The 14334-nt window shown below is 68.1% G+C and carries 12 protein-coding genes; 6 read left to right on the forward strand and 6 right to left on the reverse strand.

Going from position 1 to position 14334, the window contains the following annotated elements; genetic code table 11:
* Positions 1-4: 4 nt before the first annotated feature.
* The 3 genes from galE to AAYO93_RS04600 are packed head-to-tail and all read left to right on the forward strand — an operon-like array spanning position 5 to position 3703.
* The gene (gene galE, locus AAYO93_RS04590; RefSeq protein ID WP_345763831.1) at positions 5-982 is read left to right on the forward strand and encodes a UDP-glucose 4-epimerase GalE; all 978 of its coding nucleotides are present in this window, start codon (positions 5-7) and stop codon (positions 980-982) included.
* Complete coding sequence (locus AAYO93_RS04595; RefSeq protein ID WP_345763832.1) at positions 979-2550, forward strand: DUF2142 domain-containing protein; 1572 nt, start codon at positions 979-981, stop codon at positions 2548-2550. The genes galE and AAYO93_RS04595 overlap by 4 nt, the downstream gene beginning before the upstream one ends.
* Entirely contained in the window at positions 2543-3703 is a 1161-nt protein-coding gene (locus AAYO93_RS04600; RefSeq protein WP_345763833.1) for a glycosyltransferase family 4 protein, read from the forward strand. The genes AAYO93_RS04595 and AAYO93_RS04600 overlap by 8 nt, the downstream gene beginning before the upstream one ends.
* Here AAYO93_RS04600 and AAYO93_RS04605 read toward each other — a convergent pair.
* Genes AAYO93_RS04605 through AAYO93_RS04615 form a run of 3 tightly spaced genes read right to left on the reverse strand, consistent with a single transcriptional unit; the run spans position 3679 to position 6865 of the window.
* Positions 3679-4770 (reverse strand): glycosyltransferase family 4 protein, encoded by a 1092-nt coding sequence (locus AAYO93_RS04605; RefSeq protein ID WP_345763834.1) that lies wholly within the window; start codon positions 4768-4770, stop codon positions 3679-3681. The genes AAYO93_RS04600 and AAYO93_RS04605 overlap by 25 nt on opposite strands.
* Positions 4767-5918 carry a hypothetical protein gene (locus AAYO93_RS04610; protein ID WP_345763835.1) on the reverse strand — a complete coding sequence of 384 codons (1152 nt, stop codon included), beginning with the start codon at positions 5916-5918 and terminating at the stop codon, positions 4767-4769. The genes AAYO93_RS04605 and AAYO93_RS04610 overlap by 4 nt, the downstream gene beginning before the upstream one ends.
* A 2-nt stretch (positions 5919-5920) precedes the next feature.
* On the reverse strand, positions 5921-6865 hold the full coding sequence (locus AAYO93_RS04615) for a glycosyltransferase family 2 protein (RefSeq protein ID WP_345763836.1): 945 nt from the start codon (positions 6863-6865) through the stop codon (positions 5921-5923).
* Positions 6866-6985: 120 nt separating this feature from the next.
* Between AAYO93_RS04615 and AAYO93_RS04620 the strand changes: the two genes are divergently transcribed.
* Both AAYO93_RS04620 and AAYO93_RS04625 read left to right on the forward strand, forming a co-directional pair.
* Positions 6986-8155 (forward strand): glycosyltransferase family 2 protein, encoded by a 1170-nt coding sequence (locus tag AAYO93_RS04620; RefSeq protein ID WP_345763837.1) that lies wholly within the window; start codon positions 6986-6988, stop codon positions 8153-8155.
* A 1-nt stretch (position 8156) separates the two neighbouring features.
* Positions 8157-9143 carry a glycosyltransferase family 2 protein gene (locus tag AAYO93_RS04625; protein ID WP_345763838.1) on the forward strand — a complete coding sequence of 329 codons (987 nt, stop codon included), beginning with the start codon at positions 8157-8159 and terminating at the stop codon, positions 9141-9143.
* Here AAYO93_RS04625 and AAYO93_RS04630 read toward each other — a convergent pair.
* From AAYO93_RS04630 to AAYO93_RS04640, 3 genes are read right to left on the reverse strand one after another with little or no spacing between them, the layout of a single operon-like run.
* On the reverse strand, positions 9115-10425 hold the full coding sequence (locus AAYO93_RS04630) for an O-antigen ligase family protein (RefSeq protein WP_345763839.1): 1311 nt from the start codon (positions 10423-10425) through the stop codon (positions 9115-9117). The two genes, AAYO93_RS04625 and AAYO93_RS04630, sit on opposite strands and share 29 nt — an antisense overlap.
* Positions 10426-10434: 9 nt before the next feature.
* Entirely contained in the window at positions 10435-11721 is a 1287-nt protein-coding gene (locus AAYO93_RS04635) for an O-antigen ligase family protein (protein ID WP_345763840.1), read from the reverse strand.
* A 43-nt stretch (positions 11722-11764) separates the two neighbouring features.
* Entirely contained in the window at positions 11765-12943 is a 1179-nt protein-coding gene (locus AAYO93_RS04640) for an acyl-CoA dehydrogenase family protein (RefSeq protein ID WP_345763841.1), read from the reverse strand.
* Between the two features lie 138 nt (positions 12944-13081).
* Here AAYO93_RS04640 and manA point away from each other — a divergent pair, with 138 nt between their 5' ends.
* Positions 13082-14302: a mannose-6-phosphate isomerase, class I gene (manA, locus tag AAYO93_RS04645; protein WP_345763842.1), complete on the forward strand. Its 1221-nt coding sequence runs from the start codon at positions 13082-13084 to the stop codon at positions 14300-14302.
* The last annotated feature ends 32 nt before the right edge of the window (positions 14303-14334 follow it).

The raw sequence follows: 14334 nt of genomic DNA on the forward strand, positions 1-14334 counted from the left end.
TCGTATGCGGACCCTGGTCACCGGCGGAGCCGGCTACATCGGCTCACACGTCGTCCGTCTCCTCAGGAATCGCGGTGACTTCGTCGTGGTCGTCGACGACCTGTCGACAGGTTTCGCCGACAGGCTCGGCGACGCTCGCCTCGTTCGCCTCGACCTGGCGTCGGACACGGCTCCGGCGCTCATCGAGGCCGTGCTCCGCGAGGAGCGCATCGACGCGGTCCTGCACTTCGCCGCACGCAAGCAGGTCCATGAATCCGTACAGCGGCCGGCCTGGTATTACGCGCAGAACGTCGGAGGTCTGGCCAATCTTCTTCTCGCGATGGAAACCGCCGGCGTCTCCAGGCTCGTCTTCTCGTCCTCCGCGGCGGTCTACGGCGATGTCGAGGGTGACGCGGTCGCCGAGTCCGCGCCGACGCATCCGGTGAATCCGTACGGACGGACCAAACTCATCGGCGAACAGCTCATCGGCGATGCGACGACCGGATCCGGTCTCTCCGCGGTCAGTCTCCGCTACTTCAATGTGGGAGGCGCCGGCTGGCCCGAGCTGGCCGATCGCGCGGTCCTCAATCTCGTGCCGATGGTCTTCGAGCGCATCGACGCCGGTCTGCCGCCTCTGATCTTCGGCGACGACTATCCGACGGTGGACGGCACCTGCGTGCGCGACTACGTGCACGTCCTCGATCTCGCGGATGCACACATCGAAGCACTCGACCACCTCGCCGCCGGAATGCACGGACACGGCGTGTTCAACGTCGGGACCGGCGAAGGGACGAGTGTCCGCGCGATGGTCGAGGAGATCCTCGCGACCGCCCGCTCCCCGCTGCAGGCCGAAGTCCGCATCCGGCGTCCCGGAGACCCGGCCAGCGTGGTCGCGTCACCCGCACTGATCGCGGAGAAGCTCGGCTGGCGGGCCGAGCGCGGGCTCGACGAGATCGTGCGTTCGGCGTGGGATGCCCACCTGACCGGATCGCCGCGCGAGTGAGCGCGACGGTCGACGTCACGCGGCAGCGGTCTCATTCCGCCGGCACCTTCTGGATTCCGTTCGCATTCGTCGCCGTCCTGGCCTGCCTCTGGGCGCTGGCCAGTCCGCTCTTCTCGGTTCCCGACGAGAACGCGCACGCCACGAAGGCGATCGCGCAGGTGCGGGGTGAGCTGGTGGGCGCGGCCGAAGCGGGCAAGAAGTACCTCGTCGTCGACCTGCCGCCCGGTTACCACTACAACCATTCCGCGATGTGCTACCTCTTCGTTCCCACGAAGTCGGCTCATTGCGCGGCACGTTTCGGCGACGGGACCGGCACTGCCTACTTCGAGAACTGGGTCGGCGCGTACAACCCGATCTACTACTACCTCGTCGGATGGCCGAGCCTCCTCACTGACAACGGTTCCGTCGGCGTCTACGCGATGCGGATCGCAAGCGCACTGCTCGGCGCTCTGCTGCTGGCCTGGGCGTTTCAGGCAGCGCTGTCGTCGATCCGGGCACGCTGGCTTCCGTTCGGGCTTCTCCTCGTGACCGGCCCCATGGTGCTCTATCTCCTGGGTTCGGTGAACCCGAACGGCGTCGAGATCGCTGCGGCTGCCGCACTGTGGGCATCCCTGCTCCGTCTTCTCGAACGCCACGATGACCGGCTTGAAGCCGTCTGGAGCAGCCTGCCGACCTGGTACCTGTGGCTGATCGTCACCGTGTCGTCGATCCTGCTCGCGAACGCGCGGTCGGTCGGACCGCTCTGGCTGGTCGTCGTGGTCGGCGCGTGCGTCGCAATCACGGGCCTCCGCGCGGCCAAGGCCTTTTTCACACGTGGCCGGAACTATCTCTGGATCGGCGCGATCGCTGTGGGTACGCTGTTCGCCGGCGTCTGGACCCTCGCGACGAACGGGGCCGGTGCCCAGGCGGGCACCGCGGACGCGCCCCTGGTCGGCAAGGGCTTCTTCTCCGGCTTCGCCGCCATGATCCGGTTCACCCCCGGTTTCCTCCAGCAGCAGCTCGGCGTCTTCGGCTGGCTGGATACGCCGCTGCCGTGGATCCTGTACGCCGCGATCTCGATCGCCATCGGCGTGCTTGTGCTGCTGGCGCTCACCGGCACGAACCGGCATTCGGCCATCGTCATCGTTTCGGCGCTGGCCGCGAGCATCCTGATCCCCGCCATCGTCCAGGCACTGACGATCAGCCGCACCGGCCTGATCTGGCAGGGCCGGTACGGGCTGTTCCTGTTTCTCGCCATTCCACTGCTGGCCGCCTGGATGCTCTCGACGCCGGCCGGTGCACGGGTCGCGTTCCTGTCGGTCCGGGTCACCTGGATCGGGCTGGCGCTGGCGGGTGCGTTCAGCATCGTCGCCTTCTTCGCTGTGATGCGCCGTTATGTCACTGGTTTCGGCGAGGGCATCGGCGCGATGTTCCACCCGGACTGGCAGCCACCGCTCGGTTGGGAGGTGCTGCTCGGGCTGTACATCCTGGCGGTGGCAGGCTTCGTCCTCTGGCTCGGCTTCCGCGCACGCCGGATCGCTGCGCTGGACGACGGCCGTACGGTGCCTGCGGCGGCGCTTCGTGGCTAGCCTGCGCATAGCGATCGCCTACGACTGCCTGTACCCCGTGAACACGGGAGGCGGCGAACGCGTCTACCGCAGGATCGCGGAACTGCTGGTCGAGCGCGGTCATCGCGTCGACTACCTCACCCGGAGCCAATGGGATGCCGAGGGTCCGGACGCCACGTTCCGGATCGTTCCGGTGTGGTCGGGTGAGATCTACAACGCCGCCGGTGGACGGCTCAACAGCGCAGCGGTCGGCTTCGCGCGCGCCGTGTTCGCTCACCTCAGCCGTCATCGCGGTGAGTACGACCTGGTCATCGTGAGCGCCCTTCCCGTGCTGAACGTCTTCGGCGCCTGGGCAGCCCTGCTCGGGTCGCGTACGCGCCTCGTCAGCGACTGGCTCGAGGTCTGGACCTGGCGCAAGTGGCGTGAGTACTCGGGAGTGCTCGTCGGCACGATCGCGTTCCTGCTCCAGTTCGCTGCCCTGCGGATGGCCTCGGAGATCACGGTCAACAGTGCGTTCACGGGCGCGAGGGTGCAGCGCTATCGCCGGCGCAGCAGGCCGCTGGTGCTGGGACTCCTCGACCTGGTCGGGACGGCCGACGCAGGTGACGCCGTGCCGGTGGATTCCGGCCTCGTCCTGTTTGCCGGTCGTCACATCCCGGACAAGCGGCTTGCCGCTCTTCCGCCGGCGCTCGCAGTGGTTCGCAGGTCGCACGGTGACGCGCACCTGGTGCTGACGGGCTCAGGTCCGGAGACGCAGCGTCTCCGGGATGCGGTCGCCGCCTCCGGTCTGGGAAGCGCCGTCAGGATAGTCGGACGCGTGGACGACGAGGAGCTCGACCGGCTGATGGCCTCGGCCGCCGCGCTCGTGAATCCGTCGCGACGGGAGGGGTTCGGACTGGTGGTCGCTGAGGCGTCCGCCAGGGGGACACCGAGCGTCGTGGTCGCAGGAGAGGACAATGCCGCGGCCGAGCTCGTCCACGACGGTGTCAACGGGTTCGTCGCGACGTCCGCGTCGGCCGCAGACCTCGGCTCCGCGATCCACCGTGTGCTCGACGCGGGGGAGTCGCTGAGGGCTTCGACCCTGGCCTGGTTCACCCTCGCGCGCGAAACCCAGAATCTGGGGCGCTCCGTCGACGAGCTGCTGGCGCGTTACGACGCGTCGAGGGTTCGCTGAAAACTGCGTACGGTACTGAGGGCGGCGGCCGTCCACGTGAAACCGGCGGCGCGTTCGCGGCCGAGCGTGGAGAGCTCGCGACGTTTCGCCGGGTCTGCGAGCAGCCGACGGATGGTGTGGGCGAGTCCTGAGGCGCTTGTCGGATCGGAGTACACCGCGGCCCCGCCGCCGATCTCGCGCAGCACCGGCAGGTCGGAGCAGATGACCGGGCATCCGCGTGCCATGGCCTCCAGAACGGGAAGGCCGAATCCCTCGAACAGTGTCGGGAAGACGATGAGGCTCGCTGTGGCGTAGAGGCGTTCGAGCTCCGCGTCCGGCACCCAGCCGAGCAGCTGGACGCGGTCGGCGAGGCCGAGCCGCTCGACGACCGGCGCGAGAGGGTCGTCACCGTGACTGCCGGTGATCACGAGGCGGGGGCGCTCCGCATCCGGAATCAGCGCGATGGCCTCCAGCAGCATCCTGAAATTCTTGTGCGGCATGCGATTGCCGACGCTGAGCAGGAGGCGCTCGTCGCGTGCGATCCCGGGGTCGGGAAGCGTGCGCGCGCTCCCGGCGAGGGGGATGACGTCGATCCGTTCAGGAGGCACGCCGAGCACGCGCTCGATGTCGTCCCCGGATGCGCGACTCACGGTGATCACGCGGGCGGCCGACCGCGCCGCGCCACGGACAAGCCCGCGCAGCACCGGAGCGTAGGGCCCGGGCACCCACTCCGGGTGCCGGAAGGGCAGCAGATCGTGGACTGTGAGGACGACGGGCGCCGTCGATCGCCACGGCCCGATGTTCGCGGGGGAGTGGATGAGTCCCGCTCCGAGTCGCCGGGCCGCGCGGGAGACCGCCGTCAGCTCCCCGCGGGCCCACGACACGCGGTTCTCACCGCTGATCCTGCTGGCAACGACGTCGCCGGGAAACCATGAGGTATCCGTCTCCGCCAGTTCCGTCGAGGCGAATCCGACGAATTCCAGTCCCGAGTCGACGGAGCCGAGTTCGCGGTAGAGGTTGCGGGCGTACGACTCCATTCCACCCTTGGTCCCGGTGTAGTAGAGGAGATCGACGAGGACGCGCGTCACGACGCTTCCACGGCTTCCGCCCGGGCGACCTGACGACGTCGGGCCAGCTCGTACAGCAGCGCCTGGAGCAGTTCGCCTGCGAGCAGCACGGCGAAGATCCAGGCGAGGCTGTTCAGGGCGATGACGGCCACCGCGCATCCGAACGTGACGACCGCGACGCTCGCGCGCAGCACCGTGAGGAGCTTCGCCTGACCCATGCGGCGCAGGGCGGCGAACGGGATGGTCGTGGCGAGCGACGCGGCGCGCCACAGGCAGGCGATGAACAGGGGGACCAGTGTGGCTTCGAGTGTCCAGGCCTGGGCGAAGATGAACTCGAAGACGCCGAGGAACTCGCAGACGAAGATCACGACCACGGCGGCCGCCACCGAGACCGCTGAGACGACGATGTCGAGCGTGGAATGCTGCTTGAGCAGGCGAAGACGCATGAAGTTGAGCGGAATGGACAGAAGGCCGGAGACTGTGGAGATCGAGGTGAACAGCACAGCCGGGACCGGACCGAGCAGAGCGAGGATCGTCGCGTTCAGCAGAGGGTAGATGCCTCCGGTGATCGACACGTCTGCGACGACCCAGGCCATGACACGGGGTTCGGGCCGGCTCGCCTTGTGCGAGACCGGGAGGGACCGGATGATCGTGGCGATCACGATTCCGGTGACGAGGGGGATGAGACCCCACGGCTGCCCGGCGAACGCGGCGAGCACGCCGATGAGGGCGCCGGCGCCGACGGAGATCGCTGCCCAGAGCTCGCGGATGTCGAGCCGTTCGGCGACCGACACTCCGCGCCCGACCTCGAGCGAAGCGAGCAGGATGGGAAGGCCGATGCAGAGCACCACCGCGTTCTGGTATTCGATCGCGATGACGATGGCAGTGAGCACCGACAGGCCGGCCAGCCAGAGCGGGAAGGTCACGCGCCGTTCGGTTCCGGCGGAGCTCAGCCGGGACTCGACCACGACCGCGAAGGTGACCTGGCCGAAGAACGTGCCGATCAGCACGGCAACGGCGATCCAGCCCTGCTCCTGGATGGAGAACACCCGCGACGAGATCGAGACGGTCGCGGCGGGGATGACCGCCAGTGACACGCCGCCGACCAGCGTGATCAGGGAGAGGGCCGCGCTTTTCAGCCGCAGTTCGGGTGGGAGGTCGGTCGTCATCCTCAGGCCCGCCGATCGCCGACACGGAGGCGAAGGGACTCGGCGAACCCGATGCTGTAGTCGACACCGGGGATCTGCCGCGACCGGCGGAACGCCGATCCGCCCGCGCGCCACCCCGCCAGCCGTCCCGTCGTCGAGGCGATGTCGCGGGAGAGGAGCAGATCTCCTACGCAGACGATCGCCTCGGTGATGAGGGCGCGGATGCCGTAACGCCCTCGCAGGACGCCGTAGGCGCGCAGCAGGTAGCCGCGACCGAACCCGGCCTTGCGGCGCTGCGAGGCGGAGCCGCGTCCCGACGTCGCGCCGCCGAGGTGTGTTCCCCTGGCCTCGGCGACGAGGCCTGAGCGCCAGCCTGCGGCGCTCAGCCGGAGTGCGAGATCGAGCTCTTCCCCGTACATCACGATGCCTTCGTCGAGTAGTCCGACGTCGTCGAGGGCGGAGCGCCGGTACGCCGCCGCGGCGCCGTACGGACCGAGAAGCCGGGTGGCGGGGCCTTTCGCCAGCGCCTCGGCTACGGTAGCGCCGTTGTACCGGACGAACCCGGCCATCGTCGGGTCGGCGCAGATCCCGAAGGCGTCCACGCGCCCATCGGGTTTGAGCAGCAGGGGACAGGCGCTTCCGATCTCCTCGTCGTCGAAGGCGGCCGTAAGACGCTCCACGAGCTCGGGTTCGGCGTCGACATCATTGTTGACGAGGATCACGATCTCGGCGGATCCGGCGCGGATCCCCGCATTGCACGCACCGGCGAAGCCGAGATTCCGCTCGAGCGCGACCACCGTGACCTCGGGATATTCCTCGCGAAGGCGGGAGACGGTGTCGTCGGGTCCTGCATCGTCGACGACGATCACGTGGTGAGCCGCGGACTGTCGCCGGAGGTGGTCGAGGCAGGACCGGGTGAGCTCCCACTTGCCGTACACCGGAACGACCACGTCGACGGTCGCGGTCACCGGCTCTCGATCCTCACCATCCCTCAACTATCGCATCACCGGAGGGGCCGCCGGGGGCGGCGCGGCTGAGCGGTTATGATCGGAGCGCCTTTCCACTTCGAATGAGGACACTTCCCTTCCATGACTGCCGTCCAGGTGATCGAGCTCACGATCCTGATGCCCTGCCTCAATGAGGCGGAGACGCTCGCCACCTGCATCGACAAAGCCAGGGGTTATCTCGACCGGAGCGGCGTCGTCGGCGAGGTCGTCATCGCCGACAACGGGAGCACCGACGGCTCGCAGGCGATCGCGGAAGCCCACGGTGCCCGGGTCGTCAACGTCGTCGACAAAGGGTACGGGGCCGCGCTGCTCGGCGGCATCGCGGCGGCCAACGGTACCTACGTGATCATGGGCGACGCAGACGACAGCTACGACTTCGCCAACCTCGACCAGTTCGTCGAGCGGCTGCGCGCCGGCGACGAGCTGGTCATGGGCAACCGGTTCCGCGGCGGGATCGAGCCCGGCGCGATGCCGCCGCTCCACAAGTACCTCGGCAACCCGGTGCTCTCCTCGATCGGCCGGCTCTTCTTCCGGTCGCCGATCAAGGACTTCCACTGCGGACTCCGCGGATTCAACCGGCGGGCGATTCTCGACCTGCATCTCCAGACCACCGGCATGGAGTTCGCGAGCGAAATGGTGGTGAAGGCCTCCCTCGGAGGGCGACGGGTGAGCGAGGTCCCGACGACCCTGAAGAAGGACGGCCGGTCCCGTCCGCCGCACCTGCGCAGCTGGCGGGACGGCTGGCGCCACCTCCGCTTCCTGCTCATCTTCAGCCCGCGCTGGCTCTTCCTCGTGCCGGGTACCATCGCGTTCGGACTGGGGATCCTGGGCACTTTCGTGCTCACCTTCGGCCCGTTCTCGATCGGCGACGTCGGTTTCGACGTTGCGAGCCAGGTCTACCTGGCCGCTCTCGCCGTCGTCGGCTACCAGGCCGTGATCTTCGCGATCCTCTCCAAGATCTACGCCCAGCACGAGGGCTTCCGAATACCCCGAAGCCGCAACTTCGACAGGCTCGAGAGGAGGATCAGCCTCGAATCGAGTGCGGTCGTCGGTTTGATCCTCTTCCTCCTCGGACTGACCGTCGCGATCGTCCAGGTCGTGATGTGGAGCAACACCGGATTCGGAGCGCTCCAGCTCGACCAGACCGTGAGAACGGCGATCGCCGCTGCCCTCCTGATGATGCTCGGGGCCCAGACGATCATGGCGGGGATGTTCCTCGGCGTGCTCTCGGTGGTCCTGAAGCGTTCGTGACATGACGGCGGAGATCTCGGTCGCCCTGTGCACATACAACGGCGCCGCCTTCGTCGAGGAGCAGCTGGTCAGCATCCTCGACCAGGGCCGTGTTCCCGACGAGCTCGTGATCTCCGATGACGGATCGTCGGACGGCACGCTCGGGATAGTCGCCGCGACGGTCGAAGCGGCCGTGGCGCGCGGTGCCGCACCCGACGTGGTCGTGCTCGCGGGATCGACGCCATCCGGCGTGACTGCCAACTTCGAGAAGGCGATAGCGCGCACGACCCGCCAGCTCATCGCACTCAGCGACCAGGACGACATCTGGCATCCCGGCAGGCTGGCCGCACTGGCGGCACGTTTCGACGACGACGCACTGACCTTCCTGCACACGGATGCGCGGCTCGTCCGCGAAGACGGATCACCTCTCGGAGCGACGCTCTTCGAATCGCTCGAGCTCTCTGACGAGGAGCTTCGGCTCGAAGAGAGCGGACGCGCGTTCGACGCCCTGTTACGCCGTAACCTCGCGACCGGCGCGACCGTGGTCTTCCGCCGCGAGCTCCTCCCCGCTGCGCTCCCGTTTCCGCCGGAGTGGGTCCACGATGAGTGGCTGGCGGTCATCGCGGCGGCGACCGGCCGGGTCGGGGTCGTCCGCGAGTCCACGATCGACTACCGCCAGCACGGCAGGAATCAGATCGGGGTCACCGAACCGACCCTCCGCTACAAGGTGGGCCGCGTGCTGGAGCACCGGGGGGACCGCAACACGAAGCTCGCGAAACAATTCCGGGTGCTCGCCGACAGGCTCGAAGGGCTCGGGGATGCGGTTCCCAAGGCCTCCGTGGACGCGGCCAGGCAGAAAGCCGAGTTCGAAGCGAAGCGTGCCGCCATGGCCCCGAACCGTCTTCGGCGGATCGGCGGCGTCATCGCACTCGCCCGACGGGGACTCTACGGGCGGTTCGCCAGCCGCGGACGCTCGGACATCATCCGCGACCTCCTGCAACCGGCTTAGGTTCGTGCCGGGGCAGAGCGCTGCGCCAGCTCATGCCCTGTGAGGCCTTGACCGCGCACACGACGAGCAGAAGCCAGCCGGACTCGACGAGGATCGAACTCTCGAACACGCTCGTGACGAGGAGTGCGACGAGCACGAGAGGCGCCCAGACGTAGACCACACTGCGCTTGTTGGAGGCCAGCAGCCAGGAGCGGCCGAACGCGAGCGCGATGAGAGCGACGAACAGGATCAGGCCGATCAGTCCGACCTGGAGGTAGACGTCGAGGTAGGCGTTGAGTCCGTTCGCGTGTTCGGCCCCGGTGTTCGCCTGGATGGCGGTGAACGGATACAGCGTCTCCGGCCAGCCGCCGACCCACCCCCAGCCGAGGATCTGGTTGACCGGGATGAGCTGCCAGATCTGGATCCAGAGCCGGTAGCGCACCGAGAAGTCTGCGCGGGCATTCAGCAGGTCGATCACTCGCGTGCGGTAGATGTAGGCCAGCACGAGCGCGAGGACGGTGATCGCGGCCAGGCCCCACTGGTAGAAGGGCCGCAGCCGGGGCGGCACCTTCCTGACCGCGTACAGCGCGAGGGTCGCAAGACCGACGATGACCGAGACGGCGGCGATCACGGGGGAGTGGGTGAGGAGGATGCAGAGCACGGCGAGGGAGATGCTCGCGGTCGCGGTGACCGGCCGGACCGAACGCGTGCGGAGCTCCACGAGGAAGGTGACGAACGCGATGAGAGCGACGATGCTCAGCTGGTTGCGGCTGCCGAAAAGACCCTGGATCGGGCCTCCGGCGGCGATGTTCCCCTGGATGCCGAGGAAACGGATCGGCAGGTCGATCAGCAGGCCGCTCAGCACCTCGAGCCCGAGCGACACGGTCAGCAGCACGCGCAGCACGTCGCCGACCACCCGCACGATCTGAATGGCATCGCGCACCAGTGCGATGTAGATGCCGAGGAAAGCGAATGTGAGCTGATAGCCGATGCCGGCGAACGTCGCCCACTGGTAGTTGCTCCAGAAGATCGAGAGGGCGCACCAGCCGACGAAGACGAGGATCGAGATCGGGAGGAGGCCGTGCCACTCGATCGTCTCGCGCTGGGCGATGAACGAGATCGCCGCCAGTATCGCCAGCGCCGCGAGCGCCCCGATGAGCCCAGGCCAGCCCATGACGCTGCGGACGGCGTGCGTCGAGAACCCGACGCCGACCGCGACGAGCGAGAGAGCGGATGCGAACCGCGCCGACCCGAAGAACTCCGTGAGGGCGGCCGGCACCAGGGGTCGACGGGTCACGGCCATGCGCCAATCTTACGGCGCGGCACGTTTCGTCTTCACGGAGATGACGACCAGGAGCATCCAGCCCGCCTCGACCAGCATCCTGCTCTCCGCCGCGCTCTGCGCGACCAGCGCCGCGATCAGCAGCAGCGGGAGGAGGGTGAGGGAGGTGTAGGGGAGATCGTCGGAGACGCTGATCCGTGGCCGGTCGACCGCCAGGAACCAACTGCGCTTCACCGTCGTGGCGACGAGGAGGATGAAGATCACGAGGCCGAGAACACCGAGCTGAAGCCAGACATCGAGCCACGCGTTGTGCGCCTGCAGGTAGGTCACGCCCTTGCGTACCGCGAGCGTCGTGAACGGTTCGACCCAGGGCACCCAGTAGCTGACCCATCCCCAGCCGAAGGTCGGGCGCTGTGACGCCAGCGCCGTGACCGAATGCCAGATGTCGAGCCGGCCGGTCAGGTCCTCGCTCTTGCCGAAGAGTTTCAGCAGCTGACCGGAGAACGCCCAGACAGCCGCGACTGCGACCACGACGGTAGCGAGCATGGTCAGGTAGACCGGGCGCCTGCGGTCGGGGTGTGCTCGGCGCATCCACAGCGCGAAGAGCAGGACGACAGCGGTGAACACGGCGGCGATGATGATGGTCGCCGACCGGGTGAGCACGAAGGTCGCGCCGGCCACGACGAGCCACGCGATCCCCCAGCCGCGACGGACGACCCCGTCGGCGAGTTGCACGCCGAACACGACGAGTGCGAGCAGAGCGACCATCGCCAGGAGGTTGCTGTTGCCCTGGATGCCCTGGATCTGGCCACCGTGGAAGAGGAGTCCGCGGCTCCAGTAGAACGCCTGCGGAACCTTCTCGGTGCCGTAGTCGGTCCAGAACGGCAGCACGGGATGCCGGATGAACGCGGCCACGACGAACTCGAATAGCAGGGAGAGGCCGAGGATCCAGCGGAAGGCATGCGACAGCGCGCGCAGCAGCTCGGGCCATTCGAGGCACAGCGCGAGGAAGAGGGCGACGATCGTCGTGCACCATTGCAGCGCGACGCCGAGGGCGCTCGCCCCGGGATAGTACGACCAGGCGATCGACAGCGTTGCGAGCAGAAGGAACAACCCGAGGGTCACCGGAAGCTTGCGCCAGAGCAGCGGAGGGCGGATGCGCACGAGAAGCACGATGCTGCCGACCACGAGACCGGCGGCGATCAGCCCCCAGCCCCACCAGCTCAGCAGGTTGCGCCAGAAGTCGCCGGCGAACAGCGTGAAGACCAGGAGGGTCGAGAACGCACCGACGGCGACAGGTCTACGCGCAGTGCTCATTGGGCAAGGTTATTGGATTCGCGCCTGCGCGCCGGTGTGCGGCTCAGGCGAACGCGGCCGAGCCGGTGATGCTGCGGCCCACGATGAGGGTGTTCATCTCGCGGGTGCCCTCGTAGGAGTACACGGCCTCCGCATCGGCGAAGAACCGGATCACGTCGTAGTCGAGCACGATTCCGTTGCCCCCGAGGATCTCGCGGCACCAGGCGACCGTCTCGCGCATCCGGGAGGTCGCGAAAGCCTTGGCGAGTGCGGAGTGCTCGTCGCGCTGTTCGCCGTTGTCGAGCATCTCGGACACGCGCGTGCACACGCCGATGCTCGCTGTGATGTTGCCGAGCGACTTCACGAGCAGGTCCTGGATGAGCTGGTGCGCGGCGAGCGGCTTGCCGAACTGCACGCGCTCCTGCGCGTAACGCAGCGCGGCTTCGTAGGCGCCCACCGCGACGCCGACCGCAGCCCACGCCACCTCGGCGCGTGTCAGCCGAAGCACCTTCGCCGTGTCCCTGAAGCTGTTCGCGCCCTGCAGGCGCAGGCGCTCGGGCACCACGACGTTCTCGAGGGTGATGTCGGCGTTCTGCACCATCCGCAGGGACTGCTTGCCCTCGATCTTCGTGGCCGTGTATCCGGGGGTCGACGTCGGGACGATGAAGCCCTTGACCTGGCCGTCCTCGGCGCTTTTCGCCCAGATGATCGTGATGTCGCTGAAGGTCGCGTTGCCGATCCAGCGCTTGGAGCCGTTGAGCACCCAGTCGTCGCCGGAACGGGTCGCGATCGTCTGAAGCCCCTGAGCGGAATCCGACCCGGATTGGGGCTCGGTGAGGCCGAACGCGCCGAGCACTTCGCCGGACGCCAGCTTCGGGAGCCATTCAGCGCGCTGCTCGGCCGAGCCGCAGACGCCGAGAGCGCCGACGACGAGCCCGTTCTGGACACCGACATAGGTGCTGACACTCGCATCGACACGTGCGAGTTCCAGCGCGACCCAGCCGCGGAACACTGCGGAATTCTCGAACGCCTTGGTCTCGTCGAAACCGAGACCGATGACGTCCCGGCTGTGGAGCCCGGGGATGACGGAGACGGGGAACTCGGCCCTCTCCCAGTGTTCGTTGACGATCGGCTTGACGTCGTTCTCGAGGTACGCACGGAGCTCGGCCACGAAGTCCTTCTCGCGGTCTGTGAGGAGGTTCTCGTAGCCGTAGAAGTCGCTCGCGAGGGTCTCGAATGCCATGTGTGCTCCGTTGCGGTGAGGTTCGCGCCGCGTCGGGGCTGCGAACGGGGATCGGTCCGCAGGCCAGCCTATTGACGAGCGCGATGGCGGCAAAAGCAATTGGTAGTTTGGTCTAACGATCGAAAGGGACCGTCTCGGATGTTTGTGCGCATCGGCAACACCCCACGCGACTACGCCTGGGGGTCCACGACCGCCATCGCGGAGCTCCTCGGGCACACCCCGTCCGGAGGCCCGGAGGCAGAACTGTGGCTGGGTGCGCATCCGGGTTCGCCGAGCGCGATCCTCGACCCCTCGGCGACGGGCGGCGCCCGGACACTCGCCGAGTGGATCGACCGCGAGCCCTCGGCCGCGCTCGGGGCGCGCGCCACGCGCCTGCCCTACCTGCTGAAGGTGCTGGCCGCAGCCGGACCGCTGTCGCTCCAGGCGCATCCGTCGTCCGAGCAGGCGAGGGAGGGCTTCGCCCGCGAGAACGCTCTGGGATTGCCGCTGGATTCGCCCGACCGCAATTACAAGGACCCGTTCCACAAGCCGGAGCTGATCTACGCGCTGAGCGAGACGTTCGATGCGCTCAGCGGGTTCCGCGAGCCGGAGACGAGCGCGGGCGTTCTGGAGTCCCTCGCCGAGTCGACGGATGAGAGAGGTCGCGAGCTCGTCGGGCTGCTGACGACGCGACTGCGGGCGGGGAGCGCTGGCGACGCGCTCCGGGCATCCACCGCCTGGCTGCTCGGCGGCGATCCGAACGTCCGCCATCTCGTCGACGTCGTCGTCGCGGCCGCTGAACGGTCCCATGGCGCCCGAGACACCCGGCTCGCATCGGCCATCGACACCGTCGGACTGCTCGCCCGTGCGTTCCCGGGCGACCCCGGCATCGTGCTCGCGCTCCTGCTCAACCGCACGACGCTGAAACGGGGCGAGGTGCTGTACCTGCCCGCGGGCAACGTCCATGCCTATCTCGGTGGACTGGGAATCGAACTGATGGCCGCCTCTGACAATGTTCTGCGCGGCGGCCTGACCGGCAAGCGCGTCGATGTGCCCGAACTGCTGACGGTGCTCGACTTCTCGCCGTTCACGGTGACCCCGCTCGCGCCCGCGTACGCCGGCCCGGGGCTGGCGATCTACCGGCCGGACGTGCAGGACTTCGCACTGGATGTCGTGCACCTCGACGAAACGGTTGGAGCGACGACCGTTGCGCTCCCCGGGCCCGCGGTGGCGATCTGCACCGGCGGTGCGGTCGACCTCACGGGGGCCGGCCGCAGCCTCACCCTGTCGCGCGGCGAAGCAGTGTTCGTAACGCCGGATGAGCGGGAACTCGCGATCTCCGGCGCCGGGACCGTGTTCATCGCCACCCCGAACGCGTAGATCGACCCGATAGGGTTCTTTGTTCCGGTCCA

This window comes from Diaminobutyricibacter sp. McL0608 (assembly GCF_039613825.1).
Lineage (GTDB): Bacteria > Actinomycetota > Actinomycetes > Actinomycetales > Microbacteriaceae > Diaminobutyricibacter.